Genomic DNA, 20,645 nt, shown 5'->3' with positions numbered 1-20,645 from the left:
GGGCGCCCGTGGCGCGCCGCTCAGAAGAGGACGACGCCGCGGGCATTCGCCCCGCTCTGCATGTCAGCGAAGGCCGCGTCGAGCTGGTCGAGCTTGTAGGTGGTCGTCACCAGCTCATCGAGCTTGAGCTTCCCCTGCGTGTAGAGGCCGAGCAGCTTCGGCATGTCCCGGTGCACGTCCGCCGTGCCGAACCAGGAGCCGAGCAGCCGCTTCTCGAAGAGGGGCAGCACGAAGACGTTGAGGCTGATCTGCTCCTTCACGCTGCCCACGCCGACGACGACACAGGTGCCCGCCTTGCGCGTGCACATATAGGCCTGCTCGATGGTCTCCTTGCGGCCGACGGCCTCGTAGGCATAGTCCGCGCCACGGCCGTGCGTCAGCTCGCGGATGGCGGCGACCGGGTCCCCGGCCTTCGCGTCGACCACGTCCGTCGCGCCGAAGACCTTCGCCAGCTCGAGCTTCTTCGGGTGGACGTCCACCGCGATGATGCGCTCCGCCCCGGCAATCACCGCGCCCTGGATGATGTTCAGCCCCACGCCACCGGCGCCGAACACCGCCACCGTCTGGCCCGGCGGCATCTCGGCGGTGTTGAACACCGCCCCCACGCCCGTCGCCACCGCGCAGCCAATCAGCGCCGCCTTGTCCAGCGGAGCGTCGGCGGGGAGCCGTACCGCCGCGCGCGCGTGGACGACGGCGTACTCGGCCAGGGCCCCCAACGCGGAGAAGACGTTCAGGTCCTGCTCCCCCTTGCGCAGCCGGGTGCTGCCGTCCGGCATCCGGTTGCTCGCGTTGATCTTCTCCCCGAGCACGCACAGGTTGGGGCGCTGGATGCGGCAGTAGTAGCACTCACCGCACTGGGCCACCCACGAGAGGACGACCTTGTCGCCCTTCTTCACGTGGGTGACGCCCTCGCCCACTTCCTCGACGATGCCCGCGCCCTCGTGGCCCAGCACGCATGGCAGCTTCATCTTCACGGTGCCGTTCAGCACCGACAGGTCCGTGTGACAGACGCCACACGCGACCATGCGGACGAGGACTTCCTGGGCCCTCGGCGCGTCGAGGCGGACGTCGTCGATGGTCAGCTTGTCCTTCTCGAAACACACAGCAGCCTTCATGGTGGCGACTCCGGGTGTAGGGAGGAACAGCGGGTGGGCGCTCAGAGCTGCACGGCCTTGTGCTCCAGGAACTCCTCCAGCCCGTACCGGCCGAACTCGCGGCCATGCCCGGACTGCTTGTAGCCACCGAAGGGTGCCAGCGGATTGAAGCGCCCGCCGTTGATATCCACCTGTCCGGTGCGCATCCGCCGGGCGACGCGCTTCGCCCGCTCGACGTCGTTGGACCAGACGGCGCCGGACAGGCCGTAGATGGTGCCGTTGGCGATGCGGAGGGCATCGTCCTCGTCCTCGTACGGCATGATGACGAGGACGGGCCCGAAGATTTCCTCCTGGGCGATGGTCATCTCCGGCGTGACGCCCGCGAAGACGGTGGGCTTCACGTAGTAGCCCTTCGCAAGCCCCTCGGGCGGCTCGGCGCCACCCGCGACGAGCTGGGCGCCCTCGCGGACGCCCTGCTGGATGTACTCGCGGACGCGCGTGCGCTGCGCGTTGGAGATGAGCGGGCCCAGCTTCGCCTCGCCCTTGAACGGGTCTCCGACGGTGAAGCTCGCGGCCACCTCGGCCGCGAGGCGCGCCGCTTCTTCATGCAGGGCGCGCGGCACGAGCAGGCGCGTGTGCGCCGAGCACGTCTGCCCGGAGTTGAGGAAGCAGTTGCCCACCACCCGCTTCACGACATTCTTGAGGTTGGCGTCATCGAGGACGAGGGCCGCCGACTTGCCGCCCAGCTCCAGGGCCACGCGCTTGATGGTGGCGGAGGCCACTTCGGAGATGCGCCGCCCCGCGCGCGTGGAGCCCGTGAAGGACACCATGTCCACGTCGGGATGCCGGACGAGCGCCTCGCCAACAACGGTGCCCGTGCCCGACACGAGGTTGAAGACGCCGGCCGGGACGCCCGCCTCGTGGATGACTTCCGCGAGGAGGAAGGCGTTGAGGGGCGCCACCTCGCTGGGCTTGAGCACCACCGTGCAGCCCGCGGCCAGCGCCGGGGCGACCTTGGCGATGATTTGATGGAGCGGATAGTTCCAGGGGGTGATGCAGGCCACCACGCCCACCGGCTCGCGCACCACCAGCGAGTTGCCCACCTGCTCCTCGAAGGCGAACTCCTGGAGCAGCTTCACGTAGCTGCCCGTCACGGTGATGGGCGTGCCCACCTGGATGGGCTTCGCCAGCCCCAGGGGCATGCCCACCTCGCCGGTAATCGTCTTCGCCAGGTCGTCCTGCCGCGCCGTCAGGCCGTCGTGAATCCGCTGAAGCACCTGGGCACGCTCGGCGGCGGGGCGGGTGGACCACGCCTCGAAGGCGGCGCGTGCGGCGCGCACCGCGAGGTCCACGTCCTCCGCGGTGCCCTCGGGGATGCGGCCCATCACCTCCTCGGTGGAGGCGCTGAGCACGTCGATGTGGCCCCTGCCCCGCGAGGGCGACCACTCACCATTGATGTACAGCTTTTCGAAGCCGTGCATGGCTGTCTCCCACAGGTCAGCTGAAGGCCTGGATGCCCGTCTGCGCACGCCCGAGGATGAGCGCGTGGACATCGTGGGTGCCCTCGTAGGTGTTCACCGCTTCCAGGTTCATCACGTGCCGGATGACGTGGTACTCGTCCGCGATTCCGTTGCCGCCGAGCATGTCGCGGGCAACGCGCGCGATATCCAGCGCCTTGCCGCAGTTGTTCCGCTTGAGCAGCGAGATGGCCTCCGGCGCGGCCTTCTCCGCGTCCTTCAGCCGCCCCAGACGGAGCGCCGCCGTCAGCCCCAGCGTGATTTCCGTCTGCATGTCCGCCAGCTTCTTCTGGATGAGCTGCGTGGCGGCCAGGGGCCGGCCGAACATCTGCCGCTCCAGCGTGTACGCGCGCGCCGTGTGCCAGCAGAACTCCGCCGCACCCATGGCCCCCCAGGAGATGCCGTAGCGCGCGTTGTTGAGGCAGCCGAACGGGCCCTTCAAGCCCTTCACTCCAGCCAGCAGGTTCTCCTCGGGGACGAAGACGTCGTCCATGGCGATGCCGCCCGTCACCGAGGCCCGCAATGAGAACTTGCCCTCGATCTTCGGCGCGGTGAGCCCCTTCATGCCCTTCTCCAGCACGAAGCCGCGAATCTCGTCCTGCTCGTCCTTCGCCCAGACGACGAAGACGTCCGCGATGGGTGAGTTGGTAATCCACTGCTTGGTGCCGGAGAGGAGGTAGCCCCCCGGTGCCCGACGGGCCCGGCTGCGCATGGAGCCCGGGTCGGAGCCAGCGTCCGGCTCCGTCAACCCGAAGCAGCCGACGAGCTCGCCCTTCGCCAGCCCCGGCAGGTACTTGCGACGCTGGTCTTCCGATCCGTAGGCATGAATCGGATACATCACCAGTGACGACTGCACGCTCATCGCGGAGCGGTAGCCGGAGTCCACGCGCTCCACCTCGCGCGCGAGCAGGCCGTAGGCCACATAGGAGACTCCGGCCCCGCCGTACTCAGGCGGGAGCGTTGAGCCCAGCAGGCCAAGGCCGCCCAGCTCGTTCATGATTTCGCGGTGGAACACCTCGTGGCGGTTGGCCTCGAGGACGCGCGGCATGAGCTGCCGCTGGCAGTAGTTGTGCGCGGTGTCGCGCAGCAGCCGCTCCTCTTCCTTCAGCTCCTCTTCGAGGAGGAACGGGTCTTCCCACCGGAACGGCGTGCGCTGACTCATGAGTATCAAACCCTCTCCAGGATGGCGGCGATGCCCTGCCCCACGCCGATGCACATGCTGACGAGCGCGTAGCGCCCTCCACCGAGCTGAAGCTGCCGCGCCGCCGTCAGCGCCAGGCGCGCGCCCGAGGCCCCCAGCGGATGGCCGACAGCGATGGCGCCGCCGTTCGGATTCACGCGGCTGTCATCCTCAGCCAATTCCAGCAGCTTGAGGCAGCCCAGCACCTGCACGGCGAAGGCTTCGTTGATTTCGATGACGTCCAGGTCCGCGAGCGACAGCCCAGCCCGCTCCAGCGCCTTGCGCGAGGCGGGCACCGGCCCCAGGCCCATGGTGCGCGGCGGCACCCCGGCCACGGCCGCCGAGACAATACGTGCCAACGGCTTGCACCCGGCCCGCTCGCCCACGCCCAACGTGCCCACCAGCAGCGCAGCGGCCCCGTCGTTGATGCCCGAGGCATTGCCCGCGGTGACGACGCCCTCCGGCGCGAGCGGCTTCAGCACGGCCAGCTTGTCGAGCGTGGTGTCCGGACGCGGGTGCTCATCCACCGCCACCGTGGTGACGGCGCCCTTGCGGCCCGGAAGCTCCACGGGCATCAGCTCCCCGGAGAAGAAGCCCGCCTTCAGCGCGGCGGCGTACTTCTGCTGGGAGGCCAGCGCGAAGCGGTCACTCGACTCGCGGCCCAGGCCCAGCTCGCTCGCGATGTTGTCCGCCGTCTCCGGCATGGTGTCGTCGCCGAAGCCCGCCACGAGGCGCGGGTTGGGGAAGCGCGCGCCCATCGTCGTGTCGTAGATGCGCGCGTCGCGGCTGTAGGCGGACTCTGCCTTGGCCAGGGCGAAGGGCGCTCGGCTCATGCTCTCCACGCCGCCCGCGACGAACAATTCTCCCTGCCCCGCCGTGGCGGCGCGCGCCGCGTCGAGCACCGCGGCCAGGCCGCTGCCGCACAGGCGGTTGACGGTGAGGCCCGCCACTTCCATGGGAAGTCCCGCGAGCAGCGCGGCGTGCCGGGCCACGTTGCGGCTGTCCTCGCCCGCCTGATTGGTGCAGCCGGCGATGACGTCCTCCACCTCGTGCGCCTCGAAGGGGCCACGGGCGAGCAATGCCCGGATGACGCCGGCGAGCAGGTCATCGGGACGCACCGGGGCCAGCGTGCCGGCGTGCCGGCCGAACGGGGTGCGCAGTCCGTCGTAGAGATAGGCGCTCATGCGATTCATCCCTCCGGAGTGAGCAGCGACACGCCGAGGCGCGCCCGGCGGGAGAGCCATGGACTGGCGCGGTAGCGCGGGTCTCCCGTGGCGGAGTGCAGGGCCTCCAGCGCCTTCAGCACACGGCCCGGGCCCAGCGCGTCGCCCCAGGCCAGCGGCCCTCGTGGGTAGCCGAGCCCGAGCGTGACGGCGGCGTCGATGTCCTCCGGACTGGCGATGCGCTGCTGCGCGATGTCACAGGCGATGTTGACGATGGTGGCCAGCACCCGCTGGGCGACGAACCCCGGGCTGTCGTGGATGCGCGACACCGCCGTGCCGTCCGCCGCGAGCAGCGCCAGCGCCGAGTCCAGGAACGCGGGCCGTGTCACCGGCGTCGTCATCGCCGTGCGGCGGCGCTCCGGGCCGAAGAGCAGGTCCACCGCCACCGTGCGCTCCGGGTCCACGCCCAGCGCCAGCGCCGTGGTGGTGGCGTCGCGGCCCAGTGGCGCCACGAGGCAGAGCGACTCGGGGGCCGGGCGCTGCCCCTCGTCCCATATCCAGCCCGCGGCCGTCACCACGTTCCGCAGCGCGTCTCGCCAGGCCGGCTCGTCGGCGTCAATCCACACCGGGCGGCGCGCTCCCGCAGGCACCACGGGGGTCTGCACGGGGTGCTGCCTGCCGCCCTCGTGCGAGTAGAAGCCCTGCCCCGACTTGCGCCCGAGCAGTCCCGCGGCCAGCCGCTGCCGCAGCAGGTACGACGGGCGGAAGCGGGGCTCCTGGTAGAACTGCTCGTAGACGGACTCCATCACCGGATGCGACACGTCCAGCCCGGTGAGGTCGAGCAGCTCGAAGGGGCCCATGCGGAAGCCCGCGGCCTCGCGGAGGATGCGGTCCACCTCGTCGAAGGAGGCGATGCCCTCCTGGAGGATGCGCAGCGCCTCCGTGCCGAAGCCCCGGCCCGCGTGGTTGACGATGAAGCCCGGGGTGTCCGCCGCGCGCACCGGGCGGTGGCCCATGCGCTTCGCGAGCGCGACGAGCGCGGCAGACACCCACGGCTCCGTGCGCGCGCCGTCGATGACCTCCACCACCTTCATCAGCGGCACGGGGTTGAAGAAGTGGAACCCGCCGACGCGGCCGGGGCGCTCACATGCGGCGGCAATCGCTGTCACCGACAGCGACGAGGTGTTGGTGGCCAGCAGGCAGTCCGGCCCGACAATCTTCTCCAGGCGCGTGAAGAGGCCCTGCTTCGCCTGGAGCTCCTCGACAATGGCTTCCACCACCACGTGGCAGCCGGCCAGCTCTGCCTCGGCGCGAAGGGGCTGGAGTCGCAGCGTCGCGGCGCGGGCCTCTTCCACGGAGATGCGCTCCTTCGCCGCCAGCGAGTCCAGCATTGCCCCGACGTTGGCGCGCGCCTCTTCCGCGGCCTGGGGACGGGTGTCAAACAGGCGCACGGTGACGCCCGCCTGCGCCGCGAGCTGGGCAATGCCCCGACCCATGGTGCCCGTGCCCACGACTCCGAGCACGAGCCCGGGCTGATTGACGTCCAGCATTGTCAGCGTCCCTCCCCGTGGGCTTTCGCGACCCAAGCTCTGTCGCGTTTTCCCTAATTTCGCACAGCGAAATTGAGTTTCGCAAAACCTTGACCCCTATCTACAGACTGTTTATCGTCCTTGCAATCCCACTCTTTCCAGGACCGCCATGTCTCGTTCCCCTGGCCATTCCGCGCCCACGAATGACACCGGCATCACCTCCATGGAGTCGCTGGAGCTGCTCGGCGACAGCGGCGAGGAGGAGGCCAAAGACAGGCAGTTCGTGACGGCGCTGGCGCGCGGGCTGGAAATCCTGCGCGCCTTCACGCCGCAGCGGCCGATGCTGGGCAACCAGGAGCTGGCGGCGAGCACGGGCCTGCCCAAGCCGACCATCTCCCGGCTGACGCACACGCTGACGCGGCTGGGCTACCTCACGTATTCGGAGCGGATGGGGAAGTACCAGCTCGGCACACGAGTGCTGGCGCTCGGCTTCGCGGCGCTGTCCAACATGGGCGTGCGCGACGTGGCGCGGCCACTGATGCAGGAGCTGGCGGACTACGCCAACGTCCCGGTGTCGCTGGGCAGCCGCGACAGGCTCAACGTCGTCTATGTCGAGCACTGCCGCTCCACGGCCGCGGTGACGCTGCGGCTGGACATCGGCTCACGGCTGCCATTGGCCACCACGGCCATGGGGCGGGCGCTGCTCGCCGCGCTGCCCGCGCCGGAGCGCAACTACTTCATGGACCACATGTCCAAGCGCGAGGGTGACAGGTGGCCCCGCATGCGCGAGGGCATCGAGCAGGCCCTCGCGGACTACCAGACGCACGGCTTCACGCTCTCCACCGGAGACTGGGACCGCGACGTCAACGCGGTGGGCGTGCCCTTCATCGTCCCGGACGGCGGCGGAATCCTCGCCTTCAACTGTGGAGGCCCTTCGTTCCTGATGCCGCGCCAACGGCTGCTGCTGGATTTGGGGCCTCGCCTCGTCAACCTGGTTCGCAACGTCGAAGCGGCCATGCTGCGCCGCTGAAGAGGTACTCCCTTCATGGCCTGTGATGAAGACACCCTGGCCCAGCTCCTCTCCACGCTGGACCGCTTCGTCAAGGAGCGACTGGTGCCCAACGAGCACCGCGTCGCGGACGAGGACGCCATCCCCCCGGAATTGGTGGAGGAGATGCGCGGGCTGGGCCTGTTCGGCCTCTCCACGCCGGTGGAGTACGGCGGCATCGGACTGAACATGAGCCAGGAGGTGCAGGTGGCCTTCGTGCTTGGCCAGACGTCGCCCGCGTTCCGCTCGCTCATCGGCACCAACAATGGCATCGGCTCGCAGGGCATCGTCCTGGACGGCACCGAGGAGCAGAAGAAGAAGTACCTGCCCCGACTGGCCTCGGGAGAGATTGTCGGCGCCTTCGCGCTCACCGAGCCCAACGCCGGCTCGGATGCGTCCGCGCTGAGCACCAGCGCGCGCCTCGACGGCGATGTCTACGTGCTCAACGGCACCAAGCGCTTCATCACCAACGCGCCCGAGGCCGGGTTGTTCACGGTGATGGCGCGCACCAACGCCGAGGACAAGGGCGCGGGCGGCATCTCCGCCTTCCTCGTGGAGGGGGGCACGCCGGGCCTGCACATCGGCCCGCACGACAGGAAGATGGGCCAGAAGGGCACGCACACCGCGGACGTCCTGTTCGAGGACTGCCGCGTGCCCGCCACCCAGTTGCTGGGCGGCCGCGAGGGCCAGGGCTTCAAGACGGCGATGAAGGTGCTGGACCGCGGCCGGCTCCACATCGCGGCCGTCTGCGTCGGCGTCGCCGAGCGCCTCATCCGCGAGAGCCTGCGCTACGCCATGGAGCGGCAGCAGTTCGGCAAGCCGATTGCCGAGTTCCAGCTCATCCAGGCCATGCTGGCCGACAGCCGCACCGAGGCCTATGCCGCCCGCTGCATGGTGCTGGACGCGGCCCGCAGGCGCGACGACGGGCAGAACGTCAGCACCGAGGCCTCCTGCTGCAAGCTGTTCTCCAGTGAGATGGTGGGACGCGTGGCGGACCGCGCGGTGCAGATTTTCGGCGGGGCCGGCTACATCGCCGACTACGGCATCGAGCGCTTCTACCGCGACGTGCGCCTGTTCCGCCTCTACGAAGGCACCAGTCAGATTCAGCAGCTCGTCATCGCGCGCAACATGATGCGCGAGGTGGCCTGAGCCTCCCCGGGAGAAACCATGTACCTGGCCCTTGGACTCTTCGCTGTCTTCGTCGCGCTCGTGCTCGTGACGCGGCAGTGGCTGCTGCACCGCGAGTGCGCCCCGAGCAAGAGCGAGCCCTTCGACGGGGACGTCTACCGGGTGGGCAAGGCGGCCATCGCCGAGCGCCGGAGCGACAGCCCGCGCGCCACCGTCATCTGCATGCACGGCTTCGTCGCCGACATGCGCTACTTCACGGACTACTACAGCGACCCGAGCCTCCAGCTCATCCTGCTGACGAGCTGCGACTACCACGTGCCGATTACCGGCCCGCGCTTCCGGTCCGCCCCGTGGGTGAAGGTGCCCACGGAGCCCGAGGGCTCCATCCCCTACGACGCCGCCGTCCTGGTGCAGGCCCTGGAGCACCTGCCCCGCACGGACAGCATCCGCGTCCATGGGCACTCGCGCGGTGGCGCCGTCGTCCTGGAGGCTGCCCGGATGCGACCGGAATTGTTCGCTCGCGTGGAGGTGGTGCTGGAGGCCCCTGTCCTTCCCCAGGCCCGCCCCTACACGAGCAGCACGGCCGTGCAGCTCTGGCTTTTGTCCTTCTTCGTACCGCTGTGGCGCCGGGAGCCCATCTCCCAGCGCAACCGCGGCGCGTGGGGCCCGCTGGAGAATGCTCGCAAGCGCGAGCTCATCATGGCCTTCCCCTTCAATCCCAAGCGCGTCGCCACCATGGTCTCCAACCTGCAAGGGATTGATGACTGGATGCACGAGCGCGACGCCTCGCTCTACCAGTACGTGCAGCGCGGCACGGTGCTCGTCCCCGGGAAGGACCGCGTCCTCGACACCCACTCCATGAAGGAGAGCGCCCAGCGCGCCGGGCCCCGACTGCAGGTGGTGCCGCTGGAGGGCTGCAGCCACTTTCCCCTGTGGGACCGGCCGGATGCGCTCCCGCCCCTGGCCTTCTCCGAGGCGCGCCCCGCCGCGCAGGCGTGAAGCGGCAGGCAGGGAAGCGGCTCCAACCGCACTGGATTTGACTGGGATCCTCAAGATCTAGACAGTTCTCCCGGCAGCTCTCCGAGAGGACTTTCTTCAAGTGTTCAAGCGTATCGGTGCCCGGCGTGCCCTGGTGGGGGCGACGCTGTGGCTGGTGGGTGGCTGTCAGTCGTATTCCTTTGTCGGTCATGAAGAGAAGGTCAGCAGTGGGACGTCCGTCCCGCTGGACCTGCAGGTGGCCTTCGCCGCGGGCGGAGGCTCGACGGCCGACGGGAAGCTGGTGGCTTGCGTTGGCCTGCCCGAGGGCTGGGCCGCGCCGGAAGGGACCTATACGTACCAGGCGCAGGACGGAGTCCGCGGCGTGGCGGACGCGGAAGTGACGGCCGAGGCCCAGACGGCCTTCGCCATCGCGGGCTCCACCTGGCACTGCCTCACCTCCGAGCGTGTCACCGTCGACGGAGCGAACGAGACGCGCGCCTTCGCGCACCTCCAGTTGCCGGTGCCGCAGGTCGCCCAGGGGGCCTACCGCGTGGCGTACCTCACGGGCTTCCGCCGCGTGAAGCCGCCGGAGACCGATGGCGGTGAGCCCACGCCCGAGCTCGCCCTCGCCGCGGACGCGGACGCGGGCGAGACACCCGCCACCTACCAGGCCACCGACTTCTCGGGGCGGCTGGAGCGCCTGCTCCACGTGAATGTGGCGCCGGCCACCACGTTCGACCACTGGAAGGCCACGTCCTTCGGTCCCACGGGCCCCGCGGCCCAGGCGTCGAGCGCGACCTACGGCAACGGCCACTTCCTGGCCGCGACCTCCGAGACGGGCCTGCTCAGCTCCACGGACGGCGCCGAGTGGACGGCCTTCTCTCCGACGATGCAGGGCGACGTGGAGACGGCCATCGTCGTGCGGGGGCCGGTCTTCGTCCAGGGCAGGTGGTTCGCGCTGTCGGGCGGAAAGGTCGTCGTGTCCTCCGATGATGCGAAGACCTGGGCCGTGGCGTACAGCGACCCCGTGCCCGAGGGCGCGGAGGTCGGCCGCAACTTCGTGGCCCTGGCCTCGAATGGCACCCGCCTGGTGGCCACGGGCGCGAAGGGGCTCATCGCCGTCTCCAGCGACGGCACCACGTGGACGGACCAGAGCGCCAACACGGAGAACGTCCTGGTGAAGGTGGTCGCCGGGCAGGACACCTTCTTCGCGACGGGTCAGCCGGAGAATGGGGACCTCTCCGCCGGCAGCCTCGTGCTGCGCTCCCGGGCGGACGGCTCCGGCTGGGACACGCTGCAGGTGGAGGCGCTGGCGGGCCGTGAGGTGCGCGACGTCGTCTACGGCAACGGCCGCTTCATTGCCTTCACGTGGAAGACCCCGCCCGAGACGGAGACCTCGGACGGTGGCGTGCCGCCTCCGACGGAGCCGGCCGGAATCCTCTTCATGTCCGAGGACCGCGGGACGACGTGGCAGCAGGTCCAGGGCGTGCTGCCGTCGGGCACCGAGCTGCCGCAGGAGCCCGTGGTGGCCTTCGTGGATGACACGTTCGTGGTCACCACGTCGAAGCTCGAGCTGGCGACGCTGACCACGCTGCCGCAACTGGAGCTGCGCGCGTCGGCGGATGGCCGGGCCTGGACGTCGTACGTCACGGGGGCCGCGGGCGGCTTCTCGTCCACCTCCTTCGCCACCGGCGAGCGCACGGTGGTGGCGGTGAGCACGAGCCTCTCGATGATGGCCACCCGCCGGGCCTGGGCAGGCCCCGCGTTCACCACCGAGTCGCTGCCCTACGCGGTGGTGGGCAAGGCCTACAGCGCGTCCGTGGAGACGAGCGGCGGTGGCGGAGGCACGGTGCTCTCGCTGGAAGGCACGCTGCCGGCGGGGCTGGGCTTCACGGCCGGCGCCATCTCCGGCACGCCGACCGCGGCCGGCACCGCGGACCTCACCGTGAAGGCCCGGGACGTGCGTGGCACCCAGACGTCGCACGCCTACAACCTGGAGGTCGTCCCGCCGCTGGGCATCGCGGCCGCCGAGCCGCCGAACGCGACGCAGGGCAGCGCCTACGAGGCGGCCTTCGTCGCCCAGGGAGGACGCGCGCCCTTCGCATGGAGCCACACCGGCTCACTGCCCGAGGGCGTGACGGGCGCGCAGCGGGGAGACGCCTACGTCTTCTCCGGCACGCCCGCCGCCACGGGCGACTTCGCCGTGACGATGAAGGTGACGGACTCCGCGGGCCAGAGCGCGGAGCTGGCCGTGTCGGTGCACGTCGATGCGGCGGCCACTCCCGCGCCGATGCCCGACGACGCGTCGGACAGCTGCGGCTGCAGCGGCTCGGGCGCCGCGGGCTTCAATGCGCTGGGGCTCGCCGCGCTCGCGCTGATGCGGCGCGTTCGCCGGAAGAAGTAGCCCACACGTCGTGACGCGGGCGCCCCGCCACCCTCCCGAGGGTGACGGGGCGCCTTCGTTTTTCCCGCGCCTCATGCCGGCGCGCGGAGGAGGACGATGATGGGAGGCCAGCGTCTCCTGCTGCTGGTGAACGCCTCCCTCCTTCCGCGCCGACCTCCGCCTCCCTTCATTGCTAGAACATGGGCATGCCCGGAGCCTCCCCCGCCCTCCCCTGCCTCCGCCGTCTGCTGCTCGTCGCCTGCTGTGGCCTGCTCGCTGCCTGTGCCCGTCAGGGGCCGGGCCCCACCGCCGCTCCGCCCACCGAGGCGCCCCCGGCCACCGCCGCGAAGGGGGACCGGTTCCCCGAGTTGGTGGACGCCGTCTTCGCCGCGTCCTTCGCCTATGCGCCCTCGAACGCCACCTCGTACGGGATGCATGAGTACGACGCCCGGCTGGAGGACCTGAGCCGGCCGCGCATCGAGGCCCGCATCCGCGAGCTGGAGTCGCTGATTTCCCGCGTGCACGCACTGGACCGTGGCGCGCTCTCCTTCGACGAGGCCATCGACGCGGATGCGCTCCTGCAGGCCCTCCGCGCCGAGCACTACGACTTGAGCGTGGTGCGCGGCTGGGAGAAGAACCCCATGACCTACGCCGGGCTGCCGGGCGGCGCGGTGGACGGGCTGATGAAGCGCGACTTCGCGCCGAAGGCGGAGCGGCTGCGCTCGGTGATTGCCCGCCTGAAGCAGGTGCCCGCCGTGTTTGCCGCGGGCAAGGCCAACGTGCAGTCCCCGCCCCGCGAATTCACCGACCTGGCCATTCGCATGACGAAGGGCTCGGTGGGCTTCTTCGAGGGCTCGGTGACGCAGTGGGCGACGGACGCCGCCGGCGGCGACGCCGCGCTGCTGGCCGAGTTCCAGCAAGCCAACGCCCAGGCCGTGGCGGCGGTGAAGGACTTCGCGCGGTGGCTGGAGACCGATTTGCTGCCCCGCTCCACTGGCAGCTACGCGCTGGGCGAGGAGCGCTTCCTCACCAAGCTGCGCCTGGAGGAGATGATTGACGTGCCGCTGCCGCAACTGCTCGCGCGCGGCGAGGCCAATCTGGAGAAGGATTACGCGGAGTTCGTCGCCACCGCGAAGCGCATCAACCCGAAGCTCACGCCCGCGCAGGTGATGGCCTCGCTGGAGAAGGACCACCCCACCGCGGAGGACCTGATTCCCTCGGTGCGCCGCTCGGTGGAGGGCGTGCGTAGGTTCCTGGTGGAGAAGGACCTGGTCACCATTCCTTCCGAGGTGCGCCCGCACGTGGAGGAGACGCCGCCCTATGCGCGCTCGGGAAGCTTCGCGTCCATGGACACGCCCGGGCCGTACGAGACGAAGGCCACCGAGGCCTTCTACTACGTCACGCCGGTGGAGCCGGAGTGGACGGCGCAGCACAAGGAGGAGCACCTGCGCCTGTACAACAAGCCCGTGGTGGACCTCATCAACATCCACGAGGTCTGGCCCGGCCACTACCTCCAGTTCCTCTACGCGCCGCGCTTCCCCACCAAGGTGCGCAAGCTGGTGAGCGTGAGCAGCAACGCGGAGGGCTGGGCCCACTACGCGGAGCAGATGATGCTCGACCAGGGCTACGGCAACGGCGACCCGAAGCTGCGCCTGGCCCAGCTCTCCGAGGCCCTGCTGCGCGACTGCCGCTACGTCACCGGCATCAAGCTCCACACCGCGGGCTGGACGGTGGAGGAGGGCGCGAAGCTGTTCCGCGAGCGCTGCTTCCAGCAGCCGGCCAACGCCTACGAGGAGGCCCGCCGCGGCGCGTACAACCCCACGTACCTCTATTACACGTACGGCAAGCTGGAGATTCAGCAGCTCGCCCGCGAGTACATGGCGGCGAAGGGCGCCAGCCTCAAGCAGTTCCACGACGCCTTCGTGGCCCAGGGCAGCCTGCCCCTGCCGCTCGTGCGCCGGCTGCTGATGCGCTGACCCTCCGCGGCGCCGCCCCGCCCGCCCCGCGTCAGTTGCTCAGACGCTCCACCAGCCAGACGCGCGCGTAGGCCCAGTCGCGCCGGACGGTGGCGGGCGACACGGCCAGCGACGCGGCCGTCTCCATCAGCCCCAGCCCCGCGAAGTAGCGCAGCTCCAGCATGCGGGCCAGGCGCGGCTGGAAGGTCTCCAGCTCCGCCAGCGCCCGCTCCAACTCCAGCACCTCGATGTCCATGCCGGCGGGGCCCTCCACCTCCGCGTCGCGGAGGCACAGCCGCTCCTGGGCCGCGTCGCGCATCTGCGCCCTGCGCACGCGCGCCCGGTCCACCAGCACCCGCCGCATCGCCCGGGCCGCCGCGCCGAAGAAGTGACGCCGGTTCTCGAAGGCCACGCCGCCGCTGGACAGGCGCGTCCACGCCTCGTTCACCAGCGCCGTGGGCGAGACGCGCGGGGCCGCGTGCGCCAGCTGACGAAGCTCCTGGTAGGCCACCGCCATCAGCGCATCGCGCGCGTCCGTGTCTCCCTTGCGCGCGCCGTCCAGCAGCACCGTCAGCTCCGACGTACTCATGGTGCCCTCCAGGGCATGCGGGCGCCGCCGACCCGGAAAATCCAGCGCCCTCCCCTGACCTACGGCTTCGCCGGAAATTCTTGAGATAGGAGGAGCAATTCTCCCTCATCGGGAAAACATCTCCTCGCCCCACGGTCTGGGTTCCCACAGTCACGCACATCCCAGGCGGTTGGGCGGGGGCCCTCGGGGGTGTGGGTGTCGGACAGGTAACGACCCCCGGCCCGCGGGTACACGGGGCCCGCGCGCAGCCGTTGCGGACCTCCGCCAGCCCGGGGCATCAGGCGGACGGCAGCCACAGCACGAAGCGCGCCCCGCCTCCGGGCACGCGCTCATGGCGAAGGTCCGCGCGCATGCTCCGCGCGAGCCGCCGGCACAGCGCCAGCCCCAGCCCGACACCGGGGGCCGTCTTCGCCGCCGTCTGAACGGACTTGGAGAAGGGCTCGAAGAGCCGCCTCGCCGTCGCGGCATCCACCCCGGGCCCGTGGTCCCTCACCGAAAGCCCCACCCGCCCCCGCCGCGTCTCGCATTCCACGTGGATGCGCCGGTCCACCGCCGAGGCCGCGTACTTGGACGCGTTGTCCACCAGGTTGAAGAGCACCTGCTCCACGGCGGACGGGTCCGTCAGCACGGCCACGTCCCCGGGCACGGCCACGCACACTTCCATGCCCGCCTGCGCCGCCCGCTGCGCCAGCCGCTCCGTCATGCGCTCCAGCATGGCGTCCACGGCCACCCGCTCCAGGCGTGCCGGGGCGCGGCCCCGTTCAATCCGGGCGTAGGCCAGCACGTTCTCAACCAGGTGGCTGAGCCGCTCCGCCTCGCGGTGGAGGATGTCGAAGTACTCCCGCCGCCGGCCCTCGTCCGGCACCATGCCCGCGGCCAGCATCTCCGTGTACATGCGGAAGGTGGTCAGCGGCGTGCGCAGCTCGTGCGTCACCGCGGAGACGAAGGCGCCCCGCCGCTCGCTGAGCGCCACCACGCCCACCAGCAGCGCCACCACCGCCACGACAGCCAGCAGCACGCCGCTCCACGCCACCATCAGCACCACGGGCAGCGTGGAGAGCGTCCCCGACGCATACCCGTCCGCCGCCGCCGGCCCCGGCACCAGCCGCACCGGCAGCGCCGCCAGCATCCGGCCATCCCCCTGCGACTCGCGGCTTCTCACCGGCTCCAGCACCGCGGAGGGCAGCAAATCTCCCACCTGCCCGAGCAACCACGTGCGCAGCCCGGGCCAGTCCAACCAGCAGCCCTGCACGTAGTCGCGGCCCTCCAGGCGCACGCGCCGCCCCAGCAGCAGCGAGTCCCCCACCCAGACGGCGCGCATCGCCACGTCCGCCTCGGCCTGCGGAGGCTCCTCCAGGAAGGCATTGGAGAGGTTCTGGCTCTGGCGCACGGCCTGGTTCGCGCTCCGGGAGCGGGCGCTGTACTCGCTCGCGTTCTTCGCCACCTGGGAGATGTCGGCCAGGGTGCTGGTGGGCTCGACGCGGACCTGCGCGCGGCGGGCCTGGAGGGGCGGCTCCGCCAGGGCCCGCCGCAGGTCCGTCTCCCGCAGCAGCGCTGTCAAGTCACGCAGACGGCCCTCCAGCACCGTAACCTCGGACGCGGGCAGCGGCGCGCCCAGCGCTTCGCGCAGCCCGGGCTCCACCACCTGGGGCGAGGACACCGTGCCGTCCGGGGCGAGCTGGAAGTGGAGCAGCACGTGCTCCGGCAACGGGGCCAACAGCGGCGAAGAGAGGAAGGCGGTGCCCGCGGGCATGGGCCGCCGCTGCTCGTCGAGCACGCCTCGCGCGGGGGAGACGGGCCCGTACGCCTCCGCCGCCACCGCGCTCTCGCGCGCCACCAGCGGCAGCAGGTCCGAGTCCAGCCGCCACAGCGCCAGCCGCGCGTTCTCCTCTCGCGCCGCGCTCTCGCGGGCCTGCCGGTCCGCGCGGTCCAGGCGGAGCGCGAAGGCGGAGAGCCACACCACGCCCGCCAGCGCCAGGCACAGGCACGCGCTCACCGCAATCCAGATGCGCCAGGAGCGAATCACGGCGAGGCCTCCCGCGCGGCGAACATGTAGCCCTTGCCCCGCACCGTGAGGATGACGCGCGGCTCCTCCGAGTCGTCGCGCAGCTTCTCCCGCAGGCGCGCCATCGTCATATCCACCGTGCGGGTCTGCACGCCGCGCGCGGGCAGGTGCCACACGCGCTCGAGCAATTCCTCGCGGGAGATGGCGCGCCCGGCGTTGTCGCCGAGGTAGCGCAGCGCGTCCGCCTCGCGCTCGGAGAGGTCCACCCGCGAGCCGTCCGTGAAGCTCAGCTCGCGTCGCTCCACCTCGAAGTGGCCGCCCGGGAAGTCGATGCGCACCACGCCCGCGGGCCGCTCCGCCGAGCGGCGCAGCACCGCCCCCGCCCGGGCCAGCAACTCCCGGACGGAGAAGGGCTTCACCACGTAGTCATCCGCGCCGAGCTTCAGGCCGTTGACGCGGTCCTCCTCCTGGCCCCGGGCGGTGAGGATGATGACGGGCAGCGTGGGGCGGCTCCTGCGCACCGCCCTCAGGAGGTCCAGCCCGTCACCGTCGGGGAGGACCAGGTCCAGCAGCACGAGGTCCACCGGGGTGCGCTCGGCCAGCCGCTGTCCCTCCTCGCGCGCCCCGGCTTCGAGGACTTCGTAGCCCTCGAAGCGCAGGGCATCCACGATTCCGCGCCGGATGGCGGGGTCATCCTCCACGACGAGCACTCGGCGCGCGGCCATGGCGGCACTCTACTCCAGGGTGAGCTGGCGCTTCTGCGCCTCGCGCTGGACGACCTGGCCGATGGCGCCCTCCAGCGTGTCGTCGCCCTTGGTGGCCTGCTGCTTGCGCGCCTCGGCGAGGAACTTCTGGCGCTCGGCGTTGAGCGTCTGGATGCGCTGCTGGATGTCCGCGCGCTCCTTCTCGCGGGCCGCGAGCCACGCCTTGCGGCCCTCGCCGTCGAGCCCGCGCATGGGCTCCGGCAGGTCCTCGGCGCGGACGCTGGCCACGTCCACCTGGTTCTTCTTCACCGCGTCCACCAGGTCCCAGCTCTCGTTGGAGTAGTTGCTCGAGGACTTGGCGAGGGAGCGCGACACCATGTTGGAGATGGACACGCCGCGCGAGTTGCTGTCCTGCGCCGCCTGACGCGCCTGGGCCTGCTCGCCGCCCGCGCCGTAGGCCACGTACGTCTTGTTCAGCTCCCCGCCCAGCCGGGCAATCTCCGAGTCCTGCGGCGCGGCGATTTCCACCACCCGCTGGTTCTGGTCGATGTTGAGGTAGCTGCCGTCCGCGAGCACCGCGGCGTCCTTCCAGCCACCGGAGATGCCCTCCTCGTAACCGCCGCAGTGGAGGGTATTCACGGTGATGCCCCGCTCCTTGGCCGACTTCACGGCGTCATGGAAGTCCACGGGGCCCTGGGTGAAGGGCTCGTTGCCGGCGACGAAGATGAGGCGCATGGCGTCCGGGTCCTTGCTCCAGGCGAGCTGTGTGGTGGCGTCGCGGATGACCTCGCCGCAGTGCTCGGAGCCGCCGGAGGTGCGCAGCGAGAAGAGGTGCTCGGAGATGAGGTCCAGGTCGGTGGTGAAGGGCACCACCTGGCGGATTTCGTCCCGGTTGGCCCCCGGGTCCGTGTTGCCGTAGGCGTACAGGGCCAGCTGGAGCTGCGGGGCCACGCCGTTGCGCTTCGCGTGGGAGAAGCGGTTGACGATGTTCCACAGCTGCGTGCGCGCCTGGTCGAGCAGGCCGTCCATGCTGCCGCTGGTGTCGAGGAGCACGGCAATCTGGATGACGGGCTGGTTCTGCGGCGCCGACGTGATGGGAGCCACATCCGGCTTCGGCAGCGGCGCGAGCACGGTGGACGGCGGCACCGGCACGGCGGACGGCGGCACCGGGCGCGGGGAAGGCGTGCCGGGCGCCGGCGTGCCCAGCAGGAGGGCGGAGACCGCGAGCACCGCGGCGGAGCCAAGGATGATGGGGAGCTTGAGGGCCGGTTTCATCGTGCGTCCTTTCGTACGGCGGTGCCTGTCCGGGCACGCTGAGGACAGTACGAATGGACGACCCAAAGGGGTGTAACCGGCTTGTAACCGGGGGCCTGTGGCTACCGGTCGTCCCAGAGGAAGGCCAGCTCCAGCTCGATGGCCTCGAAGGGCTCCGCCCGAACCGGGCCCTTGCCTTCATACGTGGCGAGCAGTGCGTAGCCCGTCGTCTCCCACCGGAACACCTCCAGCGTGCGCGTCTTGGGGTCCACCAGCCACACGTGCCGGACGCCCTCTCGCGCATACACCGGAAGCTTCTCCTTGCGGTCGAGGCCCCTCGTGGAAGGCGACAGGATTTCGCAGGCCCAGTCGGGCGCCAGCGTGGTCGCCACACCGCGAGGTGGCTCAGGCATCCGCTCGCGGCGCCAGCCCGCGATATCCGGAATCAGCACGTCATCCGAGAGGTGCAGCTCTGGCTCATCGAAGATGAACCATCCTCCAGGTCCGCCCCTGCCCCGCGTGAATGGCCCCACCAGCTCGGCCCCCAGGTGGGAGAACGCCGTCATGTGCGGCCCTGCCGGACGGGGGCTGGCGTACAGCACCCCGCCGATGAGCTCCCCAATCACATTGTCGGGGAGTGCCTCCAGGTCCGCGTAGGTGGCTGGTTTCCGTTCCATGCTCCGCCCATGTTCCCCGCCGCCCGTCTCCAGTTCCATACGTGCGGAGGTAACATCGGGGTCTGACGTGTGAGGGCGTCAACGCCGAGCCCACCTCCACAGGTTGTCCCCGAAAAGAGCGGAGCGCAAGGCCTCCCCGAATCGGGCGCCCTGAATCAGCGACTACCGCTCGTCCCAGAGGTAGGCCACCCGCAGCTCGATGGCATCGAAAGGCTCGGCCCGGATGGGGGCACTCCCTTCGTGCATCGCAAGCAGCCTGTAGCCTGAGTCCTCCAGCCGGAACACCTCCACCGTTCGGGCCTTGGCGTCCACCAGCCACACGTTCCGCACGCCCTCACGCGCGTAGATGGGGAGCTTCTCCTTCCGGTCCAGGCTCTTCGTGGAAGGAGAGAGCAACTCGCAGACCCAGTCCGGCGCGACCGAATAGGCCACATGACTCGTGGGTCGTGGCATCCGCTCGCTGCGCCATGCAGCTAGATCCGGCACCAGAACATCTTCTCCCAGGTGAAGCTCGGGCTCGTAGAGCACGACCCGTCCTCCCGGTCCGCCTATTCCCCAATCGAATGGGCCGCTCAACGCGCCCACCAATCGGGCGCCCGCCACGGAATGCGCCCCCGCCGGCCGCGGGCTGGCGTACAGCACTCCGCCGACAATCTCCCCGATCACAGTGTCGGGAAGCGCCTCCAGGTCCGCGTAGGTCGCCCGTTTCGATTCCATACCCCGCCCATGTTCCCCAACGCCCGTCTCCAGTTCCATGCGTGCGGAGATAGCACCAGGGTCTGACGTGTGAGGGCGGCACCTCTGCACCCTCCCCTACAGGTTGTCCCCGAAAAGCGCCGAGCGCAAGGCCTCGGCCCTCACGTCCCCCGCGTCATCAACTCCTCCACCACCTCGCGCACTTCACGGAGCCTTGAGGGCTCCGTCACCGCGACGAAGATGGTGTCGTCCCCCGCCACCGTGCCGGCGAGCCCCGGCACGTCCGGCTCCCGGTCCAACGCCAGCGCGAACACCTGCGCGTAGCCAGGCGCCGTCTTCAGCACCAGCAGGCTCGGCGGCGCCTCGATGATCCTCAGCCACGGCCGCACCGGCGCTGGCACCGGCGGGGCCTCCACGCGCTGGTAGCGCCCCGCCACCTTCTGCACGCCCAGCTTCTTCAACCGCCTCGACAGCGTGGACTGGCTCGGCGCCTCACCCTCCGCCTCCAGCAGTTCCTGCAGTACCGCCTGATCGCTGATCTCCCGCTCGGAGATGAGCCGCAGGATGGTCTCGTCCAGGTTCATTCACCCACCATGCATTTGCGTGAATATTCATGCAAGGGCCTGCATGAAAAATTTGGGAACAAGAGGCTTGCGCGCTGCGTCTTCTTGCATAATATCCGCGCCTCCCAAAGAGGATGCACGCATTTTCGTGCATATCCACCCACCCATGCATCCGGCCAGCA

17 protein-coding genes are annotated in these 20,645 nt (G+C 70.4%); 5 read left to right on the top strand and 12 right to left on the bottom strand.

The genetic code is table 11. The features are described 5' to 3' along the window. Nucleotides 1-20 precede the first annotated feature (20 nt). Genes OV427_RS37085 through OV427_RS37065 form a run of 5 tightly spaced genes read right to left on the bottom strand, consistent with a single transcriptional unit; the run spans nt 21 to nt 6,504 of the window. Nucleotides 21-1,115, bottom strand: a complete 1,095-nt coding sequence (locus tag OV427_RS37085; RefSeq protein ID WP_267860954.1) for a Zn-dependent alcohol dehydrogenase — start codon at nt 1,113-1,115, stop codon at nt 21-23. A 41-nt stretch (nt 1,116-1,156) separates the two neighbouring features. Further along, nucleotides 1,157-2,575 (bottom strand): aldehyde dehydrogenase family protein, encoded by a 1,419-nt coding sequence (locus OV427_RS37080; protein WP_267860953.1) that lies wholly within the window; start codon nt 2,573-2,575, stop codon nt 1,157-1,159. Between the two features lie 16 nt (nt 2,576-2,591). After that, complete coding sequence (locus OV427_RS37075; protein WP_267860952.1) at nt 2,592-3,773, bottom strand: acyl-CoA dehydrogenase; 1,182 nt, start codon at nt 3,771-3,773, stop codon at nt 2,592-2,594. Nucleotides 3,774-3,778: 5 nt separating this feature from the next. Continuing rightward, nucleotides 3,779-4,975: a 3-oxoadipyl-CoA thiolase gene (locus OV427_RS37070; protein WP_267860951.1), complete on the bottom strand. Its 1,197-nt coding sequence runs from the start codon at nt 4,973-4,975 to the stop codon at nt 3,779-3,781. A 5-nt stretch (nt 4,976-4,980) separates the two neighbouring features. Next, nucleotides 4,981-6,504: a 3-hydroxyacyl-CoA dehydrogenase gene (locus OV427_RS37065; RefSeq protein ID WP_267860950.1), complete on the bottom strand. Its 1,524-nt coding sequence runs from the start codon at nt 6,502-6,504 to the stop codon at nt 4,981-4,983. Between the two features lie 148 nt (nt 6,505-6,652). Between OV427_RS37065 and OV427_RS37060 the strand changes: the two genes are divergently transcribed. The 5 genes from OV427_RS37060 to OV427_RS37040 all read left to right on the top strand — a co-directional run bounded on the left by OV427_RS37060 (nt 6,653) and on the right by OV427_RS37040 (nt 13,996). Beyond that, nucleotides 6,653-7,513 (top strand): IclR family transcriptional regulator, encoded by an 861-nt coding sequence (locus OV427_RS37060; protein ID WP_267860949.1) that lies wholly within the window; start codon nt 6,653-6,655, stop codon nt 7,511-7,513. A 15-nt stretch (nt 7,514-7,528) separates the two neighbouring features. Beyond that, nucleotides 7,529-8,680 carry an acyl-CoA dehydrogenase family protein gene (locus OV427_RS37055; RefSeq protein WP_267860948.1) on the top strand — a complete coding sequence of 384 codons (1,152 nt, stop codon included), beginning with the start codon at nt 7,529-7,531 and terminating at the stop codon, nt 8,678-8,680. Between the two features lie 18 nt (nt 8,681-8,698). Beyond that, nucleotides 8,699-9,658, top strand: coding sequence for an alpha/beta fold hydrolase (locus OV427_RS37050; RefSeq protein ID WP_267860947.1), 960 nt, complete (start codon nt 8,699-8,701; stop codon nt 9,656-9,658). 100 nt (nt 9,659-9,758) lie between these two features. After that, nucleotides 9,759-12,041: an Ig domain-containing protein gene (locus OV427_RS37045; protein ID WP_267860946.1), complete on the top strand. Its 2,283-nt coding sequence runs from the start codon at nt 9,759-9,761 to the stop codon at nt 12,039-12,041. Between the two features lie 185 nt (nt 12,042-12,226). Further along, a complete protein-coding gene (locus tag OV427_RS37040) occupies nt 12,227-13,996 on the top strand; it encodes a DUF885 domain-containing protein (protein WP_267860945.1) in 1,770 nt (589 codons plus the stop codon). Nucleotides 13,997-14,027: 31 nt separating this feature from the next. On the opposite strand, the gene OV427_RS37035 is transcribed toward OV427_RS37040, so the two are convergent. From OV427_RS37035 to OV427_RS37005, 7 genes are all read right to left on the bottom strand, one after another. After that, complete coding sequence (locus OV427_RS37035; protein ID WP_267860944.1) at nt 14,028-14,564, bottom strand: ECF-type sigma factor; 537 nt, start codon at nt 14,562-14,564, stop codon at nt 14,028-14,030. A gap of 277 nt (nt 14,565-14,841) precedes the next feature. Continuing rightward, on the bottom strand, nt 14,842-16,590 hold the full coding sequence (locus tag OV427_RS37030) for a sensor histidine kinase (RefSeq protein WP_267860943.1): 1,749 nt from the start codon (nt 16,588-16,590) through the stop codon (nt 14,842-14,844). Next, nucleotides 16,587-17,294 carry a response regulator transcription factor gene (locus OV427_RS37025; protein WP_267860942.1) on the bottom strand — a complete coding sequence of 236 codons (708 nt, stop codon included), beginning with the start codon at nt 17,292-17,294 and terminating at the stop codon, nt 16,587-16,589. Before OV427_RS37025 ends, OV427_RS37030 begins: the two co-directional genes overlap by 4 nt. A gap of 9 nt (nt 17,295-17,303) precedes the next feature. Beyond that, on the bottom strand, nt 17,304-18,548 hold the full coding sequence (locus tag OV427_RS37020) for a vWA domain-containing protein (protein ID WP_267860941.1): 1,245 nt from the start codon (nt 18,546-18,548) through the stop codon (nt 17,304-17,306). A gap of 101 nt (nt 18,549-18,649) precedes the next feature. Next, nucleotides 18,650-19,204 carry a Uma2 family endonuclease gene (locus OV427_RS37015; RefSeq protein ID WP_267860940.1) on the bottom strand — a complete coding sequence of 185 codons (555 nt, stop codon included), beginning with the start codon at nt 19,202-19,204 and terminating at the stop codon, nt 18,650-18,652. Between the two features lie 162 nt (nt 19,205-19,366). After that, nucleotides 19,367-19,921 carry a Uma2 family endonuclease gene (locus tag OV427_RS37010; protein ID WP_267863529.1) on the bottom strand — a complete coding sequence of 185 codons (555 nt, stop codon included), beginning with the start codon at nt 19,919-19,921 and terminating at the stop codon, nt 19,367-19,369. A 140-nt stretch (nt 19,922-20,061) separates the two neighbouring features. After that, nucleotides 20,062-20,484 (bottom strand): arginine repressor, encoded by a 423-nt coding sequence (locus OV427_RS37005; protein WP_267860939.1) that lies wholly within the window; start codon nt 20,482-20,484, stop codon nt 20,062-20,064. Nucleotides 20,485-20,645 lie beyond the last annotated feature (161 nt).

Origin of the sequence: Pyxidicoccus sp. MSG2 (genome assembly GCF_026626705.1) — a bacterium.
Taxonomy (GTDB): Bacteria; Myxococcota; Myxococcia; order Myxococcales; family Myxococcaceae; genus Myxococcus.
This window is presented reverse-complemented; position numbering and strand designations above follow the sequence as displayed.